This is a genomic window from Amycolatopsis rifamycinica, assembly GCF_000695625.1.
GTDB lineage: Bacteria > Actinomycetota > Actinomycetes > Mycobacteriales > Pseudonocardiaceae > Amycolatopsis > Amycolatopsis rifamycinica.
Genome location: NZ_JMQI01000047.1, coordinates 63,154 through 82,761, shown reverse-complemented (window position 1 = coordinate 82,761; position 19,608 = coordinate 63,154). Strand labels below are relative to the sequence as shown.

Sequence of the window (19,608 nt, the reverse complement as noted above, 5' to 3'; positions counted from 1 at the left end):
CAAGATGGGAGAGGCTGGTGCTGAAGCTGCTCGTCCTCGGGACGACCTGACCGACGCGCTGGTGGTGAAGCGAGGTACCCAGCACACCTCGCCGCCACACGCTGCCCAGGCGGCGCGAGACCACCGTGAACCACGTCCTCCCCACCGGAAGGAAGAACCTGTGAGCGACCTCCCCGTTCTCGCCGTCACCCTCGGCGACCCCGTCGGCATCGGCCCGGAGATCACCCTGAAGACCCTCGCCGAGCCCGAAGCCCTGCAGATGGCGCACGGGGTGGCGGTGGGCGACGCGATCGTGCTGGAACGCCTGGTCCGGCACCTGGGCCTGAACCTGGAGATCAACCCGATCGCCACGGTCGCCGACGCGCGCTTCACCACCGGCGTGATCGACGTGCTCAACCTGGGCGTCGTCCGCGAGGACCTGCCGTGGGGCGAGGTGAACGCCACCGCGGGCGCCGCAGCGGTCGGGGCGATCGAGGTCGCCACCCGGCTCGCGATGGCCGGCGAGGTCGACGCGATCGTGACCGCGCCGATCAACAAGGAGGCCATCTGGGCGGCGGGTTCGCAGCACCTCGGGCACACCGAGATGCTCGGCGAGCTGACCGGGTCGACCCGGTTCAACACGATGTTCTGGGTCTCCGGGCTGAAGATCTTCTTCGCCACCCGGCACCTTTCCCTGCGCGAAGCGATCAGCCAGATCACGCGGGAGAACATCGAGCACGCGATCCGGGAGGCGTACACCGCGCTGGAGGTGTTCGGCACGGAGAAACCGAGACTGGCGGTAGCGGCGCTGAACCCGCACGGCGGGGAAAACGGCAAGTTCGGCGACGAGGAGATCATCGCGATCGCCCCGGCGGTCGCCGCCGCACGGGTGGCCGGCCTCGACGTGGTCGGTCCGATCCCCGCGGATTCCGTGTTCCACCAGGGAATCCAGGGCCGGTTCGACGGGGTGCTCTCGCTCTACCACGACCAGGGGCACATCGCGTCGAAGACGTACGACTTCGACGGCACGGTGTCGGTGACCGTCGGCCTGCCGATCCTGCGCACGTCGGTCGACCACGGCACGGCGTTCGACATCGCCGGTACCGGCCGGGCGTCGCACGGCACCATGCGGGCGGCGTTCAAGGCCGCGGCCACCCTGGCGCCGTACGCGCGGAGGCTGCCCGCGATCTACCCACCGGGGGTCCGGTGATCCCCCGCAAGCGCTGGGCGTACGTCATCCCGGTCGCGGTGGTCATGTACATGCTGGCCTACCTCGACCGCACGAACGTCGCCGTGATCCTGCCCTACATCGGCGGCGACTTCCCGTTGTCCGCCGGCGCGAAGGGGCTGGCGAGCGGCATCTTCTTCGTCGGCTACCTCGTGCTGCAGATCCCCGCGGCGGTCCTGGCGGCGAAGTGGAGCGCCCGCAAGACCGTGCTGCTGCTGATGATCGCGTGGGCGGTCGCGGCCGTGCTGTGCGGGCTGGTGCGGAGCGAGACCCAGCTGTACCTGGCCCGGCTGCTGCTCGGGCTGTTCGAGGGCGGGGTGTGGCCCGCGGTGCTGGTCCTGCTGGCGTCCTGGTTCCCGCAGGCGGAGCGGGCGCGGGCGAACGCGCTGTGGATGACGTGCCTGCCGATCTCGGCGATCCTGATGTCGCCGCTGTCCGGGTTCATGCTCGACCACATGTTCTGGCGCTGGGTGTTCGTCCTGCAGGGCCTGCCGCCGCTGCTGTGGGCGGTCGTCTGGTGGTTCGCGGTGGCCGACCGGCCGGCGCGGGCGCGGTGGATCTCCGCGGCGGAACGCGAGTACCTCGAAACCACCTTGCAGGCCGAAGAAGACGCGAAGCCGGCGTTCGCCAAACAGGGTTACCGGCAGGCACTGGCGAACCGTCACGTGCTGCTGCTGGTCGGCGTCTACTTCTTCTGGATCACCGGCTTCTACGGCTTCTCCCTGTGGTTGCCATCGGTGGTGAAGACGATGACCGGCGGCTCGGCCACCGCCGTCGGCTTCCTGTCGGCCGTGCCGTACGTGCTGGCGCTGGCCGGGATGGTCGCGTGCGCGCACTGGTCCGACCGCACGGGCAACCGGCGGCTCGCGGTCACGGTGCCGCTGCTGGTCGCGATCGCCGGGCTGCTGGCGGGCAACCTCGTGCGGTGGCCGGCGGCCGTGCAGCTGGTGCTGCTCTGCGTGGTCGCGACCGGCGTCCACATGCCGTACGGGCCGTTCTGGGCCATTCCCAGCCGGGTCCTCGGCATCGAGGTCGTCGCCGTGGCGATGGGCCTGATCAACGCGCTGGGCAACCTCGGCGGGTTCGCCGGCCCCTACCTGGTCGGCTGGCTCACCGATGTCACCGGCGCCGCGACCACCGGGTTCGTCGTCCTGGCCGCGTTCCTCGCCGTGGCCGCCGGGCTGGCGTTCTTCGGGCTGAAACCCGCCACTGTGGAAGAGTCGGCGCATGTCCCAGCCGCGACCAGGCACCCGTGACCGGCGCGCGCTGCTGCTGGAGGCCGTCCGTGACGGCTCCGGCAGCATCGCCGAGCTGGCCGAAGAGTTCGGCGTCTCCGAGTCGACGATCCGGCGTGACCTCGCCTCGCTCGCCGGCGCGGGGCACGTCGTCCGCACCTACGGCGGCGCGCTCGACACGGAACGCAGTCCCCGCGACAAGGACCGGGAGCACGCGGCGGCCAAGGACGCCATCGCCCGGGAGGCCGCCGCGCTGGTCCGGAACGGCGAGGTGGTGCTGCTCGACGCGGGCACGACCACGGGCAGGCTGGCCCGTCACCTCGCCCACCGCGAGGGGCTGACCGTGGTCACGAACGGCGTCACCGCGATCCGGGAGCTGGCCGGCTTCTCCGGCATCGACCTGGTCGTCCTCGGTGGCCGGCTGCGGCACCCGGGCGAAGCCATCCTCGGCGAGAGCGTGCTGGCCCAGCTGCGGCACATCTCACCCGACCGGGTGTTCTTGGGCGCGGACGGCGTGGTCGCCGGCCGGGGGCTGTGCTGCCCGTCACTGGAGCAGTCGGTGGTCAAGCACGCGATGCTCCACGCGGGCGCGGAGGCGTACGTGCTGGCCGACCACTCCAAGCTGGACCAGGCCCCTTTTTCCTACTGGACGCCGCTCGACCGCGACTACCGGCTGATCACCGACGAACCCCGGGTCGACGTGGTGTTCCCGCAGTTCGCCGAGAGCGTGATCGTGGCCGGAGCCCCGGAAATTGTCGGTGGTGCCGCGCATCATGAATGACGTGGCCACCGACGTGCTCGACCTCTTCTCCCCCGCGACCCGGGACTGGTTCGCCGGGGCCTTCGCCGCGCCCACCGCGGCCCAGGAAGGGGCCTGGCGTGCGGCGCACGCGGGCGAGCACGCCCTCGTCGTCGCGCCGACCGGGTCCGGCAAGACGCTGTCGGCGTTCCTCTGGGCGCTGGACCGGCTCTCCGTGGAGCCGCCGCCGGCGGAGGCGACGAAACGCTGCCGGATCCTCTACGTCTCGCCGCTGAAGGCGCTGGCGGTCGACGTCCAGCGGAACCTGCGGGCCCCGCTCGCCGGCATCTCGCAGGCCAGCCGCCGGCTCGGGCTGCCGGTGCCCGGGATCGAAGTGGGCATGCGCACCGGCGACACGACCGCGGCCGAGCGCCGCAGTTTCGCCAAGACACCCCCGGACGTGCTGGTGACCACGCCGGAGTCGCTGTTCCTCATCCTCACCTCGTCGGCGCGGGAGTCGCTGCGCGGCGTGGAGACCGTGATCGTCGACGAGGTGCACGCGGTCGCCGGCGGCAAGCGCGGCGCGCACCTCGCGGTCTCGCTGGAACGGCTGGACGCCCTCCTGCCGAAGCCGGCGCAGCGGATCGGCCTGTCGGCGACGGTCCGCCCGGTCGACGAAGTGAGCGCGTTCCTGGCCGGCGGCCGCCCGGTGCGCGTGGTCCAGCCGAAGCTGGCGAAGACCATCGAGGTCCGCGTCGAGGTCCCGGTCGAGGACATGAGCAACCTCGACGCGCCCCGCAGCGGCCCGGCGCCGAGCCCGCTCGACGCGCTGGAGTCACTGCAGTCGCTGGAGTCGCTGACCGAGGCGTTCCCGCCGGCGGACATCGCGCCGGGCGGCCTGGGGACGCTGGAGGAGATGGCCGGCAACCCGGTGCAGCGGCCGTCGATCTGGCCGGCGGTCGAGGAGCGGGTGCTGAGCCTGATCCGCGCGCACCGCTCGACCATCGTCTTCGCCAACTCGCGCCGGCTCACCGAGCGGCTCACCGCCCGGCTCAACGAGCTGGCCGCCGAGCAGTCCGAGCTGACGCCGGGCGAGGCGTTCCCGGCGGAAGCCGTCGGGCAGTCCGGCGTGAGCACCGGCGCCCCGCCGGTGATCGCCCGGGCCCACCACGGGTCGATGTCGCGCGAACAGCGCACGCACGTCGAGGAGTCGCTGAAGTCCGGGCAGCTGCCGTGCGTGGTGGCGACGTCGTCGCTGGAACTGGGCATCGACATGGGCGCGGTCGACCTGGTGGTGCAGATCGAGGCGCCGCCGACGGTGGCGTCCGGGCTGCAGCGCGTCGGCCGGGCCGGGCACCAGGTCGGCGCGGTGTCGTCCGGGGTGATGTTCCCGAAGTTCCGCGGTGACCTCGTCTCGTGCGCGGTCGTCGCGGAGCGGATGGCGAGCGGCGCGATCGAGGCGGTCCGCTACCCGCGCAACCCCTTGGACGTCCTGGCGCAGCACGTCGTCGCCATGGTGGCGCTGGAGCCGTGGACGGTGCCGGACCTGGCGTCGCTGGTCCGGCGGGCGGCTCCCTTCGCCGCGCTGCCGGACGACGCCCTGCACGCGGTGCTCGACATGCTCGCGGGCCGCTACCCGAGCGAGGAGTTCGGCGAGCTGCGGGCGCGGATCACCTGGGACCGCATCGGCGGCGAGCTGCGCGGGCGGCCCGGCGCGCAGCGGCTGGCCGTCACGTCCGGCGGCACCATCCCGGACCGCGGCCTGTTCACCGTCATGACGCCGGGCGCGGACGACAAACCCGGCTCACGCGTCGGCGAGTTCGACGAGGAGATGGTGTACGAGTCGCGCGTCGGCGACACCATCCTGCTCGGCACGTCGTCGTGGCGGATCACCGACATCACGCACGACCGCGTGATCGTGGTGCCGGCGCCGGGTGAACCGGCGCGGATGCCGTTCTGGAAGGGTGACGCGCCGGGCCGCCCGCTGGAACTGGGCCGGGCGCTGGGGAAGTTCGTCCGTGAACTGTCCACTTCGGACGACGAGAAGGCGCGCGAGCGGGCCGAGGCGGCGGGGCTGGACGAGCGGGCGTGCGACAACCTCCTCGCCTACCTGGCCGAGCAGAAGGCCGCCACCCGGCACGTCCCGAACGACCGGACGATCCTGCTGGAGCGCTACCGCGACGAGCTCGGCGACTGGCGGATCATCGTGCACTCGCCGTTCGGGGCACAGGTGAACGCGCCGTGGGCGCTGGCCATCGCCGCGCGGCTGCGGGAAAACCGCGGGGTGGACGCGCAGGTGGCGCACTCCGACGACGGCATCGTCCTGCGGTTGCCGGACGCGCTGGACGCCGAAGGCGGCGAGGTCACCATCGGCGCCGACGACGTGCTGCTCGACCCGGAGGAGGTCGAGCAGCTGATCGTCGCCGAGGTCGGCGGCTCGGCCGTGTTCGCGGCGCGGTTCCGCGAATGCGCGGCCCGGTCGCTGCTGCTGCCCCGCCGGGACCCGCGGCGCCGGACCCCGCTGTGGCAGCAGCGGCAGCGCGCGTCACAACTGCTCTCGGTCGCGGCGAAGTACGAGCGGTTCCCCGTCGTGCTGGAAGCGATGCGGGAGGTCCTGCAGGACGTCTACGACGTCAGCGGCCTGCGCGAGCTGATGGCCGACGTCCGGGCCCGCAAGGTCCGGCTGGTGGAGGTCGAAACGCCGGCCGCGTCGCCGTTCGCGCGCAGCCTGCTCTTCGGTTACGTCGGGATGTTCCTGTACGAGACCGACGCCCCGCTGGCCGAGCGGCGGGCCGCGGCGCTGTCGCTGGACTCGGCGCTGCTGGCCGAGCTCCTGGGCACCGAGGCGATCCGGGAACTGCTGGATCCCGAAGCCGTCACCGAGGTGGAACGGTCGCTGCAGCGGCTCGACCCGGACAGGCACGCGCGCTCGGCCGAGGACGCCGCCGACCTGCTGCGGTTCCTCGGCGACCTGACCGTCGAGGAGGCCGCGGAGCGCGGGATCCAGGCCGAGTGGCTCACCGAACTGGAAGCCGCCCGGCGGGCGATCCGGGTGCGGATCGGCGGTGCGGAACGCTTCCTGGCGATCGAGGACGCGGGCCGGGTGCGGGACGCGCTGGGCACCGCGCTGCCGGTGGGCGTACCCGAGGCGTTCACCGAACCGGTGGCGGACCCGCTCGGCGACCTGCTGTCGCGCTACGCCCGCGGCCGGGGCCCGTTCGCGGCGGCGGACGCGGCCGCGCGGTTCGGGCTCGGCACGGCGGTCGTCACCGGGGTACTGGACCGGATGACCGGGGAAGGCCGCCTGGTGCGGGGCGAGCTGAGCCCGATCGGGCGCCCGGAAACCCACGGTGCCGGCGTCGAGTACTGCGATGCGGCCGTGCTGCGCCGGCTGCGGCGGGCGTCGCTGGCCAAGTTGCGCGCCGAAGTCGAGCCGGTCGAACCGGCGGCGCTGGGCCGGTTCCTGCCGTCGTGGCACGGGTTCGGCGGCCGCGTACGGGCGGCGCCGACGGCGGACGACGTGCTGTCGGTGGTCGAGCAGCTCGCCGGGGCACCGTTGCCGGCGAGCGCGGTGGAGTCGCTCATCCTGCCCGGCCGGCTGCCGGGCTACTCCCCCGCGCTGCTGGACGAGCTGACGACGGCGGGCGAAGTCACCTGGGCGGGCTGCGGCGCACTGTCCGGGGGCGACGGCTGGATCGCACTGGCCCCGACCGACGTCGCCGACCTCCTGCTGCCCGAGGTCGTCGAGGACATCCCGACCGGCCCGTTGCACGACGCCATCGTGTCCACTTTGGAGGGTGGCGCGCTGTTCTTCCGCCAGCTGGTGGACCGCGCGACGGTGCTGGTGGACAAGGCGCCCAACGACGCCGAAGTCGTGGCGGCGCTGTGGGACCTGGTCTGGGCGGGCCTGGTCACGGGCGACACGCTGGGGCCGTTGCGGGCCCAGGTCGCCGGCCACGGCGCCCACAAGCCGCGACGCCAGGCACCCCGCGGCCGCTACGCCCGGCTGCGCGCCGGGCGGCCGCAGATGCCGTCGCGGTCCGGGCCGCCGACGGTCGCGGGCCGGTGGGCGCTGACCCCACCGCGGGAAACCGACGCCACTCGCCGCGCCCACGCGCGGACGGAGGCCTTCCTCGAACGCCACGGCGTTCTCACCCGCGGCGCGTTGGACACCGAACGCGTCACGGGCGGGTTCTCCGGCATCTACAAGGTGCTCCGCGGCATGGAGGACACGGGCCAGGTGATCCGCGGGTACGTGGTGGAGGGCCTCGGCGCGGCCCAGTTCGCGGCCAAGGGGGCGGTGGACCGTCTGCGTGCCCTGTCGGGCCCGGGTCGTCCGGCGCCGGGCCGTCCGGTGGTCCTGGCGGCCGCGGATCCGGCCCAGCCGTACGGCGCGGCCCTGCCCTGGCCGGCGGCCACGGGCGACACGAAGCACCGTCCCGCCCGCAAGGCCGGAGCGCTGGCAGTCCTGGTCGACGGCGTCCCGGCCCTGTACGTCGAGCGAGGAGGCCGATCCCTGCTGAGCTTCACGGAGGAGCGCCAAGCGTTGTCGGAGGCGGCTCAGGCACTGTCGGCCGCGGTCCGCGAAGGCTGGCTGGGCCAGTTGTCGGTCCAACGCGCGGACGGCGAGCAAGCACTGACATCCGAGCTGGCAGAGGTGTTGCAGGAGGCGGGCTTCCGCGCCACCCCCTCCGGTCTGCGCCTGCGGGCCTAAGAGCTGAAGGGAGGCCCCCACATCCACCGGCACCGTCGCCGGACGAGCGCGGCCCGGCTCCGCCCGCCGGGCGCGGCAAACCCGTCGAGGTCCCCAAGTCCCGGATTCGCCTACGGCACCGGTCCGGCCTGGCCTAAGCTGCCAGTCCGACACGCACGAAGGATGTTCTGCTCATGGCGATGCGCGAACTGCGCTATTTCGGCGACCCGATCCTCAAGTCCGTCTGCGATCCGGTCACCGTGTTCGACGAAAAACTCGAGGCGCTCGTGCGGGACCTGGTCGACTCCGTCAAACCCGCCGGGCGGGCCGGGCTGGCCGCGCCGCAGATCGGGGTGGGGCTTCGCGTCTTCAGCTACGACGTCGGCGGGCTGACCGGGTACGTGATCAACCCCGAGATCGTCGAGCTGTCCGAGGAGACGCACGAGATCGACGAAGGCTGCCTGTCGGTGCCGGAACTGTGGTTCCCCACCAAACGCGCCAAGCACGCGAAGGTCCGCGGCGTCGACGTCCGCAACGAGCCGATCGAGGTCGAAGGGGAGGACGTGCTGGCTCAATGCCTGCAGCACGAGACCGATCACCTCGACGGCATTCTCTACCTCGACCGGCTCACCGCCGAGCGCAAGAAGTCCGCCCTGCGCGAAGCGCGCGACAAGGACTGGTTCTGGAAGCGCTGAGCTCAGGCCGGCAGGAACAGCCTCAGCCGGGCACCGTCCTCGACGCTGCGTTCCGTGCGCAGGCCGGCCCGGGCCGCCGTGCGGGGCAGGATGTCGTCGCCCGCCAGGCAGTCCGCGGCCAGTTCCGCGATGCCCTGAGCCTCCGCCAGCACCGCTAGCCGCGCCAGCAGGGCTGTGCCGATGCCCTGGCGCTGCCAGTCGTCCTCCACCAGCAGGGAGATCTCGGCGCCGCCGGTGTTCATCGGGATGAGCTGGGCCAGGCCGATCACGTCGCGGCCGAAGACGGCGAGGACGCTGGTGCCGCGCGGGGGCACCAGCAGCCGGTGCAGGCGGCGGCGGGGTACCGTCCGCACTCCCGTGTGGTAGCGCCGGAACAGCGTCGCCATCGAGCAGCGGCGGTGGAGCTCGGCCACCGCGTCGGCGTCGCCGGGGAGCCCCTTGCGCAGGACGATCGCCGCGCCGTCCGGGCGGTCGAGGACGACCGGACCGGCCGCGTTCCGCGCCGCCGCCGCGAGCAGGGACAGCAGGGTTGCGGCGCGGGTCAGTTCCAGCTGCACGAACGGCGCCCACTGGCGGCGGGCGACCAGCGCACTGCCGTCCGCCAGCGCGAACACCGCCCGGTGCCCGCTTTCCGTGCGCGCCGGGTTCGCCTCGGCGGCGGGGACGAACGTGACGACGTCCGCGGCCAGCACGTCCTTCAGCACTTCGGCGAGCCGGGCCGGGTCGTCGATCGCGCGGCGGGCCGCGAGCAGCGTCGAGGCCGACGGGTCGACGAGCTCGTGGACGTCGGCGTCGATGATCGCCGTGCACTCGCAGCCCTCGGCGCGGATGGCGTCGACCAGGTGCTGCCGGGGCAGGCCGGTCGCGGGACGCAGCACGATCTCGTCGAGCACCCCGCCGGGCACCGGCAGCACGGACAGGCCGAGGATGTTGCACTCGAGGTCGGCGAGCCGGATGGCGATGCGGGCGAGGGTGCCCGGGTGGTCGTGCATCCGGATCCGCACCCGCCACGCCGACGGCGCCGCCGGCTCTTCGACGGTGGCCGTCCGGCCCGGCTGGGGCAACGCTCTGGAGGTCTCCATGCCTCCACGGTCCCCCGGGGTTGTTGCCGCTCCAGGACGCCGGTGTTTCGCTCAGGTCAGCGTTCGACGCGCCCCGGCAACGCCGCCGAAACACTGAGCCGGAACCGTGGCTGACGATCGGCCCGACCCGCTGGACGAGGTGGCCGCGGCGAACGTCGCGCCGGGAATTTCTCAGCCGAGCGGCGCCGCTTCGGCAGGCGGCCGCCAACGCGGGCTCCGATCCGGCGCGCTCCCCCGGCCGGGCGGCCCCCACGCCGGGTCAGCGCGGGGTGAGCACGCAGAACTCGTTGCCCTCCGGATCGGTCAGCACCCGCCACGGCAACTCGGGACCACCCAGGTCCGCCGGCGCCGCCCCCGCCGCGACGACCTCCGTCACCGCCGCGGCGTGGGCGGCCTCCGCCGGGGGCGCGACGTCGAGGTGTACGCGGTTCTTGACCCGCTTGACGTCACCGTTGCGCAGGAACTCCAGCCACGGCCCGCGGCCGGACGGCGCGCGCAGACCCACCAGGACGTCGCCGTCGCGGGCCCGGACCGGCCAGCCGGTGATCCGGGCCCAAAAGGCCGCCAGGAGCTCCGGGTCGTGCGCGTCGACGAGGATCGACGCCACCGCGCCGGTGTCCGCGTAGCGCTCGCGGGGCTCCAGGACGCAGAACTCGTTGCCTTCCGGGTCCGCGAGCACCACCCAGGGCACGTCACCCTGCCCGAGGTCGACGCGGCGGCCGCCCAGTTCCAAGGCGCGCGCGACCAGCTCGACCTGGTGGGCCGGTGTCGTGCTCGCCAGGTCCAGGTGGATGCGGTTCTTGACCTCCTTGGGTTCGGGGACCGGCACGAAAACCAGGTCCAGGCCCCAGCCGTCGCTTTCCGGGGCGCGGACGTCGATCTCGCCGGCCTCCTCGACGGCGACGTGCCAACCGAGCAGCGCGGCCCAGAAGCCCGCGAGGACTTCCGGCCGCGCCGCGTCGATCACCAGGTTCACCAGGCGCGTGGTCATGCGCCGCAGGCTAACCGCCACCTCCGACGATTCCGGTTCGGCTTCCCCACCGGCCGGGTCATCGGGTCGCGAGCCGCAGCAGGGCCCAGAGCTGGGCCGCCTGGTCGTGGACCCCGCGCACGGTCACCGAGGTCAGGGACGCCCGGCCCCAGAGCCACAGGTAGATCTGCGCGGGTTTGGCCGTGACGACGTCGTCCGCGGCCTCGGCCTCCTCGGCCGAACAGCGCCAGGCCTCCGTGGTGACGGGTCCGGCCCGCGCGATCCAGCTGTGCGCGCCGGCCCGGACGCCGACCGAGCCCGCTTTCGTGCCGGTCAGGCCGAGCATCGGCAGTTTCTGCCCGAACCACAGGGTGAGCACCTCGTCGATGCCGTCGATCGCGACGTCTTCGGGCACGCCGCGCGGCTCCGCGCCCGCCGCCTGCTCGACGTCGACCCGGTGGACGACCGTCTCGTGCAGCATCCGGCGGCGCCAGAACCCGTAGGTCCGGTCGGCGGGCCACCAGGTGTCGGCGCGGTCCTCCGGGTCGTGCGCGGCGAGCTCGTCGAGCAGCTCGGTGAGACCGGTTTCCAGGAAGTTCCGCAGGCTCTGGCCGGGCTCGGGTTCGCGGGGCCAGTCGTCGGGGCTCCGGCCGTCGGTCAGCCGGCGCCGGACCATCCGGTAGAGGCTGCCGACGTGCCGGGCGACCTCGCCGAGCGACCAGCCGGGGCAGGCGGGCACCGGCGCTTCGGTCGGCGCCGCGTGCACCGCTTCGGCCAGCAGCCTGCCTTCGATTCCCAACGCCGTGAGCAACCGCCCCTGGTCGACCGGGCCGTGCTCACGCGACATGGGCTCCCCCGGTGATCGGCAGGCCGTGCACGAGACGGCGGACGAGTTCGAGGAACGGCGTGGCGGCCCCGACCAGCCCGGCGGCCGACTCGGCGGTGACCTTCCCGGTGATCCCGGCCTGCGCGGCGGCGCGCGTGGCCGAGTTGCTGGCGAAGAAGGCGGACCATTCCCGCAGTTCGGGGGCGACGGAGTCGAGCAGCACCCAGGTGCTGGCGGGCCGCGCGCGTCCCCGGTGCGGCCGCCCCCGCGCGGCGAGCACGGCGGCGGCCCCCCGGAGGGCGGCGAGGTAGGCGCCGATGAAGCGTTCGGCGGGCCGGGTTTCCTGCGCGGCCTCGGCGAGCCCGCGCCGAGCCTGGGCAAGCAACCCGGCAGCGGCCGGCGAGGCGGGAGGACGCAGGGCCATGGGCAGCTGCGACTGATCGGAGCCGGCACCCGGCGGCCGGAGCGACACGGGCAACTCGGCCGACGCGGCGGTGGCCGCCGGCGCGGGGGCCTCGGGAAGCGGCAGGTCGGACGGCCGAGAGCCAGGAGCCGCCGACGCCTCGACGGGCGGCTGCGAGGGCTCGGTGACCACCGGCCGGGGCTGCGCTGACTCCGCAGGGGTGGCTGGCTCGGGCCGGCCGGAGTCGGCAGCCACCGGCCGAGCCTCCGCCGAACCCGCGGAAGTACCCGACCCACGCCGGCTGGCGCCAGCAGCCACCGGCCGACCCTCCGCCAAATCCGCGGAAGTGCCCGGCTCACGCCGACCGGCGCCGGCAGCCACCGGCCCGACCTGACCCGAATCCCCAGCAACAGCCGACCCACGCCGGGCGGCGGGAGACGCTGCCGTCCCGTGAAGCTGCGCCGCGGACGGCAGCTCTAGCTGCGCGGAATCCGCACCCGTGCGCAGCTCGGGACGACCGGTCCGCGCCGGTCGGGTCTGGGCCGGGATCAGCGGGGCGGAAAGCGGCAGCTCGGACTGGCCGAACCGCTCCTCCGCGGCCGTCGGCTGCGCCCGGCCCGCCGCGGCCGGGGACGGCTCACGCCCCTCCGAGCGTCCCGGACCGGCCGGGCTCGAAGGGCACAGGGAGATCGGCAGCTGAGGCTGCCGCGAGTCCGCCGCCGCCGGTGTGGGGCGGTGGCGGGGGTCCGGGGTCGTCGTCGGCAGGCACTGGCGGGCTCGGCCGCGGTGGGTGGCCTGCGGGTGCGGCGGCATGGGCAGCTCCGGCTGCCCGGGATCCGTGGGGGACACGACCTTGACGGACATGGCGACCCTCCTCCTGCGCGGGTGAGCGCGGGCACCGGTCCGGTGCGCACTCACCGAATGTCGAACGCTTGTTCGAACGATTTCCAGAGTAACCCCCGACCCACCGCCCGCTCAACCCCAGGGGGCGTGGTGCGGGACACCAGGTCGGTGGCGTGATCTCATAGGTTCATGAGTTCGCTGGAGCACCCCGCCGTCGCCAAGGTGGCGGCCGCGCTGGCCGAAGCCGGGCAACACGGCGCCGCCGAGGGCATCCGTGTCCTGCCCGCCGAGGTGCGGACTGCCGCTCAGGCGGCCGAAGCACTCGGCGTGCCCGTCGGGGCCATCGCCAACAGCCTCATCTTCCGCCTGGGGTCCGACAAAAAAGCGCTCCTCGCGCTGACCTCCGGGGCCCACCGCGCCGATCCGGCCACCCTCGCGCGGCTGGCCGGCGGCGAAATCGGCAAGGCCGACGCCGACTTCGTGCGGACGCACACCGGGCAGCCGATCGGCGGCGTCGCCCCGGTCGGGCACCCCGAGCCGCTGCCCACCCTGGTCGACACCGCGCTGCGGGAGCACGACGTCGTGTGGGCCGCCGCCGGGCACCCCAAGGCCGTGTTCCCCACCACCTTCGCCGGGCTGGTCGCCTTGACCGGGGGCACCCCCGGCGCGCTCGGCGGCGCGGAGGAAGATGGACAGCCGTGACCGCGATGCCCGCCGGCTGCTCCCGGTACGTCCAGCTCTCCGCGGACGAGTTCCGCGCCCGCCTGCCCGAAGCGCTCGACATCTACGTCCGGGCGATGCGGTACCCGGCGGGCACCGCCGAACAGCGCGCGCCGATGTGGCTCACCCACGCGCTGCGGGAGGGCTGGCGCTGCATGGCCGCGCTCGACGCCGACGACGTCCTGCTCGGCGTGGCCTACGGCTACCGCGGCCGGGCCGGGCAGTGGTGGCACGAGCAGGTGCGCCACGGCCTGAGCCGCCGGTCCGGGGCCGCCGAGGCCGACCGCTGGCTGTCGGACTACTTCGAGCTGACCGAAATCCACGTCCGGCCGGAGAACCAGGGCCACCAGATCGGCGAGGACCTGCTGCGCAGCCTCCTGGAAGGCGTTCCGAGCGCGAACGTGCTGCTGTCGACGCCCGAGGGCACGAGCCGGGCGTGGAAGCTCTACCGCCGCACCGGCTTCGTCGACGTCCTGCGCGACTACCACTTCGCCGGCGACCCGCGGCCGTTCGCGATCCTGGGGCGGGCGCTGCCCCTCGACCCGCGCTGAGCCGAGGGGCGGCGGTCCTCACCGCGGCTCGGGCCGCCAGTAGCCGACGACCAGCGCCGCGACGAGCACGGCCGCGCCGCACCACGCCGTGACGCTCAGCCGTTCCCCGAGCAGCGCCGCGGACAGCACCGCGGCCGTCAGCGGCTCGAACACCGCCGACAGCGAGCCGAGCACGGGGTGCGCGTCGGCCAGCCCGCGCAGGTACGCGGCGTACGCGAGCGCCGTGGGGACGGCGCCGAGGTAGCAGACGACCGCGAGGACGTCCGCGCGCAGCGGGATCGCCATGCCGGACCAGCTCGCGAACGGCAGGAGCAGCAGCCCGCCGGCGAGACAGCCGAAGGCCGTCGTCGACAGCGGCTCCAGGCCTTCGACCGGCTTCGCGGTGACCAGGGTCAGGGTCACGAAGCCCGCCGCCGCGAGCAGGGCGAAGCCGAGGCCGCCGAACGAGATCGGCTCGCCCGGTGACCACTGGAGCAGCACCAGGCCGGCGACGGTGCCCGCCACGGACACCACCGTCCAGCGCCGGAACTTCCGCACCGACGCGAGGGTGACCATGACGGGTGCGGCACCGATCGTGGTCATGGTGGCGACGCTCACCGAGCTGAGCGCGACGGCGGCGAAGTAGCTCGCCTGGAAGAGGGCGAACAGCCCGCCGACGGCGAGGACGCGCCTGGCCGCGGCCGCAGTGCGCGGGAAGGTGCCGCCCTTCAGGAGGACGGCCGCCACGGTGCCGCCGACGAGCAGCCGGTAGTCGGCGACGGCGAGCGGGTGCAGCCCGGCTCGCGAGCCGAGCAGCGAGCCGGCGAGACCGCCGGTGCCCCAGAGGACACCGGCGAGGACCAGCGCGGCCGACGAGCGGGCGCGCGTGGGGAGGGTGAGGGACATGAACGCTCCTGCGTCGAAGGAAAGGGAGTTCGACGACGCGGGGCGGTGCGCAAGACGAAGCAGCCGCGGGCCCGGAAGGCCACGCGGCGAGGGACCACCCCGCTCAGGCGCGGGGCGGTGGGGTGACGAAGAGGATGCGACGCACGAGAGGAACCTAACGGGGAGACGCGCGGCGGGGCCACCGGGTTTTCCGGTGACCCCGCCCCGCGCTCAGTCCAGGTGGGCCAGCTGCTCCCGCAGCGTGTCCAGCCCCATCCCGCCCATCTTCAGCGCCTCCGTGTGGAACCGCTTGATGTCCCACGACGCCCCGGCGCGGGTCCGGGCCTCCGCGCGGGCCGTCAGCCACAGGCGCTCGCCGATCTTGTACGCCGGGGCCTGGCCCGGCCAGCCCAGGTACCGGTCGATCTCGTCGCGGATGTGGGCCTGGTCGGTGATCGTGCGGGTCAGCATGAACTCCAGGCCCAGCTCCGGCGTCCACCGCGAGCCTTCGTGGAAACCCGTTCCGGCCGGGATCTCCAGCTCCAGGTGCATGCCCAGGTCCACCACCACGCGGGCCGCGCGGAACAGCTGCTCCGACAGCATGCCCAGCAGGTCCCCGTCGTCGGACAGGTAGCCCAGTTCCTCCATCAGGCGCTCCGCGTACAGGGCCCAGCCCTCCGCGTGACCCGACGTGAACGCCAGCAGCCGCTGGTACTTGTTCAGCGCGCCCGACTGGTCCACCGCCGTCGCGATCTGGAGGTGGTGGCCCGGCGCTCCCTCGTGGTAGACCGTGCTCGTCTCGCGCCAGGTGCTGAACTCGTCACGGCCCGCCGGCAGGGACCACCACATGCGGCCCGGCCGCGAGAAGTCCTCACTCGGCGGGGTGTAGTACGCGCCCACGCCGCCGCCCGGCGGGGCGATCTTGCACTCGAGGGCCATCACCCGGTCGGAAATGTCGAAGTGCTTGCCGCGCAACGACTCCATCGCGTCGTCGGACAGGCGCTGCATCCACGCTTCGAACTCCGCGCGGCCGCGGACGCGGTAGCGCGGGTCGGCGTCGAGGGCCGCCGCGGCTTCCGCCGGCGTCGCTCCCGGCTTGACGCGGTTCGCCACCGCGCGCATCTCGGCCTCGATCCGGGCGAACTCCGCCCAGCCCCACTCGTAGGCCTCGCGCAGGTCCAGCGCCGCGCCGACGAAGTAGCGGGACCACAGGCGGTAGACGTCCTCGCCGACGGCGTCCTTGACCGGGGCCTTCGGCGCCAGCTCGGCCCGCAGGAAGCCGGCGAACTCCGCGAACGCCTCTTCGGCGGCCCGCGCGCCGCGCTCGAGGTCGGCCCGCAAAGCCGGCGCGGACGCGCCGCCGACGAGCTCGGTGAAGAAGCCCGTCTCCTCCTTCATGCCCGCCCACGTCTCGCACTGCTCCGCCACCTTCGCGACCTGCCGCAGCGCGGAGACGTGCCCCGCGTCGGCCGCCGAAAGCAGGCCGCCGCGGATGTTCGCCAGCGCGCGCGGGACCTCGGCGATCCGGGCCGAGACGACCGCCCAGTCCTGCTCGGTCTCGCACGGCATCAGGTCGAACGCCATCCGCAGTTCCTGGACCGGGCTGGCGATGACGTTGAGGTTCGCCACGTCCAGGCCGGCCTCGTGGATCTCCAGCTCCAGGCCGACGCGTTCGGTGAACACGGCCTTGGCGGCGCGCTCGGCGGCGTCGCGCGGCTCGGCGGCGGTGACGGCGGCGTGCGCCCGCGCGGCCAGCCCGGCGCGCTCGGCGAAGCCGTCCGCCGAGTAGTCGGTCAGCCGGTGGTCGTGACCGGCGACGCCGTGGACGGTCGCCGCGACCGGATCCGCGGCCACGTATTCGTCGACGTATCGGTCACAGATTTCGTGCACGCCTTCGGAAGCAGTAGAAGCCATGCGCGGCACGCTACCGGGCCGCCCGTACCGTGCGGTACGTACTTAAGCACGGGCCGGGACGAGACCCAGCCGGGCGATCACCTCGCGCGTCGCCTTCGAGCGGTTGAACGTGTAGAAGTGCAGGTTCGGCACGCCTTCCGCGATCAGCTTCTCGCACAGCTCCGTGATGACGTCGATGCCCGCGGCCCGGAACGCCTTGGGGTCGTCGGCCAGCGGCTCCAGGCGGTCCAGCAGCTTCCGGGGGGCCGGCGCGCCGGACAGCTTGATCGTCGTCTGCAGGGTCCGCATGGTGGTCAGCGGCATGACGCCCGGCAGCACCGGGACGTCGCAGCCGGTCGCGGCCACCCGGTCGCGCAGGCGCAGGAAGTCCTCGGCGTCGTGGAACAGCTGCGCGATCGCGAAGTCCGCACCGGCCCGCAGCTTGCGGACCAGGTACTTCGTGTCCGACTCCAGGTCGGGTGAGCGCGGGTGGCCGTAGGTGGACGCCGACACGCCGACGCAGAAATCACCCAGCGACCGGACCAGCTGGACCAGCTCTTCGGCGTACTGGAGGCCTTCCGGGTGCGGGATCCACTCGCCGTAGACGTCGCCCGGCGGGTCGCCGCGCAGCGCGAGGATGTTGCGGACCCCCACCGAGGCGTACCAGCCGATCACGTTGCGCAGCTCGGCGACGGAGTGGTTGACCGCCGTCAGGTGCGCCATCGGCACCAGCGTCGTCTCGGTCGCGACGCGGGCGATGCTGCGGATCGTGCCGTCGCGGCTGGAGCCGCCGGCGCCGTAGGTGATCGACATGTAGGCCGGGTCGTACGGCTCGAGCTCCCGGACGGCCTTCCACAGGACGGCCTCGTCCGCCGTGTCACGGGGTGGGAAGAACTCGATGGAGAACTTCGGCCCGTCTCCGCGCAACCGCTCGATCACCGACGTCATACCGGCATGTTAAGGGCCGACGCCCGCCATGCGGGAGTCCCCGTCCGCGTCCCGAGACAGTCATTCGAGTCACCTTCGAGGACTAAACTGAGGCGATGAGGGACGACGACGCGAGCTGGGACGAGGACGTGCGCCTCGCCGTCTACCGCGCCTTCGCCCGCCACGGCCGGGCGCCGACCGCGCCCGAGCTGGCCGACGCCGCGGGCGGGTCGCTGGCCGTCGCGAAGCAGGCTTTGCACCGCCTCGCCGCTGCCCACCACCTGGTCCTCGACGAGTGCGAGCACGTCGTCCTGGCCCACCCCTTCGCCGCGAAGTCGCTCGGCTTCTCCGTGATGGGCTCGCACACGCTGTGGTGGGGCGGCTGCGCGTGGGACTCGTTCGCCATCCCCCACCTGGTGGACGCCGAGCCGGAGGTGCTCGTCGCGACCCGCTGCCCCGGCTGCGCGCAGCCGCACGCGCTGGTGGTGAACCGGGCCGTGCCGCCGGAGGGCGCCCAGGTGGCGCACTTCCTGGTGCCCGCCGCGCGGATGTGGGACGACGTGCTGCACACCTGCGCGAACCAGCGCCTCTTCTGCTGCGAGTCCTGTGTGGACGCCTGGCTCGCGGAAACCGGGCAGCCCAAGGGTTCCGTGCTCGACCTGGTCACCCTGTGGCGGCTCGCCCGCGGCTGGTACGCGGGACGGCTGGAGCGCGGCTACCGGCGGCGCGAACCGCACGACGCCGTCGCCTACTTCGCCGAGGCGGGTCTCACCGGTCCGTTCTGGGCCGCCACGGCCGGAGTCTGATTCACCACATCCGGGTGCCCCGGCGGGCCGCGCCCCCGCGCGTTCGGCGAGTATTACGGGCATGAACGCGCTCGCCGCCGACCGTGACCTGCCCGCCCACGTCGAGCGCGCGCTGGCCGGATTCCTCGATCGGGCGAGCACCACCATCCTCGAAACCGAGCCCACCGTGGCCGCCGGGATCGACGCGCTGCGCGGGTTCGTGCTGGGCGGTGGCAAGCGGTTGCGCCCCACCTTCGCCTGGTGGGGCTGGCGCGGCGCGGGCGGCGACCCGGACGGCCCGGACGCCGAGGGCGTGCTGCAGGCGGTGTCCAGCCTGGAGCTGATCCAGGCGTGCGCGCTGATCCACGACGACCTCATCGACTCCTCCGACTCCCGCCGCGGCCACCCGACGGTGCACATCGCGGGCGCGAAGCTGCACGCCGACCGTGGCTGGCTCGGCTCCCCCGCGACGTTCGGCCTGGCCACCGCGGTCCTGGTCGGCGACCTGGCGCTGGCCTGGGCCGACGACATGTTCGCCGACGCCCCGCTGCCGGCCGCGACCCTGTCCGCGGCCCGCCCGGCCTGGCGCGCGATGCGCACCGAGGTGCTCGCCGGCCAGTACCTCGACGTCCGCACCCAGGCCACCGGTGACGCCTCCGTCGAGGCCGCGCTCAAGATCGACCGGCTCAAGACCGCCGCCTACACCGTGCAGCGGCCGCTCCACCTGGGCGCCGCGCTCGGCGGAGCCGGCCCGGACCTGATCGCCACCCTGCTGGAGTTCGGCGGCGAGGTCGGCGTGGCGTTCCAGCTGCGCGACGACCTGCTGGGCGTCTTCGGCGACCCGTCGGTCACCGGCAAGCCCGCCGGCGACGACCTGCGCGAGGGCAAGCGCACCCTGCTCGTCGCGCTCGGCCTGCAGCTCGCGGCGGAAACGGGCGAGCAGGCCGCGGCCACGGTGATCGCCGACGCGATCGGCGACGCGGACCTGTCCGACGAGGGCGTCGAGACCGTCCGGATGGCGCTGCAGCAGGTCGGCGCGGTCGAGGCGGTCGAGCGGCGGATCGACGAGCTGACCACCGCGGCGATGGCCGCGCTGGACCGCGCGCACCTGGCCGAGCCCGCACCCGCGGCGCTGACCGGGCTGGTCGTCAAGGCCACCCAGCGGACGTACTGAC

At 73.7% G+C, this 19,608-nt stretch carries 16 protein-coding genes; 9 read left to right on the top strand and 7 right to left on the bottom strand.

The window, feature by feature from the left end:
- Positions 1-160: 160 nt before the first annotated feature.
- From pdxA to def, 5 genes are all read left to right on the top strand, one after another.
- Complete coding sequence (gene pdxA / locus DV20_RS22020; protein ID WP_043783233.1) at positions 161-1,189, top strand: 4-hydroxythreonine-4-phosphate dehydrogenase PdxA; 1,029 nt, start codon at positions 161-163, stop codon at positions 1,187-1,189.
- On the top strand, positions 1,186-2,463 hold the full coding sequence (locus DV20_RS22015) for an MFS transporter (RefSeq protein WP_043783231.1): 1,278 nt from the start codon (positions 1,186-1,188) through the stop codon (positions 2,461-2,463). The genes pdxA and DV20_RS22015 overlap by 4 nt, the downstream gene beginning before the upstream one ends.
- Positions 2,435-3,223: a DeoR/GlpR family DNA-binding transcription regulator gene (locus DV20_RS22010; RefSeq protein WP_043783229.1), complete on the top strand. Its 789-nt coding sequence runs from the start codon at positions 2,435-2,437 to the stop codon at positions 3,221-3,223. The genes DV20_RS22015 and DV20_RS22010 overlap by 29 nt, the downstream gene beginning before the upstream one ends.
- Entirely contained in the window at positions 3,216-7,895 is a 4,680-nt protein-coding gene (locus DV20_RS22005; protein ID WP_200876478.1) for a DEAD/DEAH box helicase, read from the top strand. Before DV20_RS22010 ends, DV20_RS22005 begins: the two co-directional genes overlap by 8 nt.
- Before the next feature lie 173 nt (positions 7,896-8,068).
- A complete protein-coding gene (def, locus tag DV20_RS22000) occupies positions 8,069-8,569 on the top strand; it encodes a peptide deformylase (RefSeq protein ID WP_043783225.1) in 501 nt (166 codons plus the stop codon).
- 2 nt (positions 8,570-8,571) lie between these two features.
- Here the strand turns inward: def and DV20_RS21995 are convergent, their stop codons facing one another.
- The 4 genes from DV20_RS21995 to DV20_RS46680 form a co-directional block, all read right to left on the bottom strand.
- A complete protein-coding gene (locus tag DV20_RS21995) occupies positions 8,572-9,633 on the bottom strand; it encodes a GNAT family N-acetyltransferase (RefSeq protein ID WP_043783223.1) in 1,062 nt (353 codons plus the stop codon).
- A gap of 277 nt (positions 9,634-9,910) precedes the next feature.
- Positions 9,911-10,642 carry a VOC family protein gene (locus DV20_RS21990; protein WP_043783222.1) on the bottom strand — a complete coding sequence of 244 codons (732 nt, stop codon included), beginning with the start codon at positions 10,640-10,642 and terminating at the stop codon, positions 9,911-9,913.
- A 58-nt stretch (positions 10,643-10,700) separates the two neighbouring features.
- On the bottom strand, positions 10,701-11,468 hold the full coding sequence (locus DV20_RS21985; RefSeq protein ID WP_043783220.1) for a maleylpyruvate isomerase family mycothiol-dependent enzyme: 768 nt from the start codon (positions 11,466-11,468) through the stop codon (positions 10,701-10,703).
- Positions 11,458-11,871, bottom strand: coding sequence for an SAV_6107 family HEPN domain-containing protein (locus DV20_RS46680; RefSeq protein WP_235190914.1), 414 nt, complete (start codon positions 11,869-11,871; stop codon positions 11,458-11,460). The genes DV20_RS21985 and DV20_RS46680 overlap by 11 nt, the downstream gene beginning before the upstream one ends.
- A gap of 1,011 nt (positions 11,872-12,882) precedes the next feature.
- On the opposite strand from DV20_RS46680, the gene DV20_RS21975 reads away from it, so the two are divergent.
- Positions 12,883-13,395: a YbaK/EbsC family protein gene (locus DV20_RS21975; protein ID WP_043783216.1), complete on the top strand. Its 513-nt coding sequence runs from the start codon at positions 12,883-12,885 to the stop codon at positions 13,393-13,395.
- Positions 13,392-13,964, top strand: coding sequence for a GNAT family N-acetyltransferase (locus DV20_RS21970; protein WP_043783214.1), 573 nt, complete (start codon positions 13,392-13,394; stop codon positions 13,962-13,964). The genes DV20_RS21975 and DV20_RS21970 overlap by 4 nt, the downstream gene beginning before the upstream one ends.
- 18 nt (positions 13,965-13,982) lie before the next feature.
- On the opposite strand, the gene DV20_RS21965 is transcribed toward DV20_RS21970, so the two are convergent.
- The 3 genes from DV20_RS21965 to DV20_RS21955 all read right to left on the bottom strand — a co-directional run bounded on the left by DV20_RS21965 (position 13,983) and on the right by DV20_RS21955 (position 17,669).
- Positions 13,983-14,849, bottom strand: a complete 867-nt coding sequence (locus DV20_RS21965; protein WP_043783212.1) for a DMT family transporter — start codon at positions 14,847-14,849, stop codon at positions 13,983-13,985.
- Between the two features lie 210 nt (positions 14,850-15,059).
- Positions 15,060-16,742, bottom strand: coding sequence for a DUF885 domain-containing protein (locus tag DV20_RS21960; RefSeq protein ID WP_200876477.1), 1,683 nt, complete (start codon positions 16,740-16,742; stop codon positions 15,060-15,062).
- Between the two features lie 42 nt (positions 16,743-16,784).
- Entirely contained in the window at positions 16,785-17,669 is an 885-nt protein-coding gene (locus DV20_RS21955) for a methylenetetrahydrofolate reductase (protein WP_043783209.1), read from the bottom strand.
- A 95-nt stretch (positions 17,670-17,764) separates the two neighbouring features.
- Here DV20_RS21955 and merB point away from each other — a divergent pair, with 95 nt between their 5' ends.
- Together merB and DV20_RS21945 are read left to right on the top strand one after the other, a co-directional pair.
- On the top strand, positions 17,765-18,454 hold the full coding sequence (gene merB, locus DV20_RS21950) for an organomercurial lyase (RefSeq protein ID WP_043783207.1): 690 nt from the start codon (positions 17,765-17,767) through the stop codon (positions 18,452-18,454).
- Between the two features lie 61 nt (positions 18,455-18,515).
- Positions 18,516-19,607: a polyprenyl synthetase family protein gene (locus DV20_RS21945; RefSeq protein ID WP_043783205.1), complete on the top strand. Its 1,092-nt coding sequence runs from the start codon at positions 18,516-18,518 to the stop codon at positions 19,605-19,607.
- Position 19,608 lies beyond the last annotated feature (1 nt).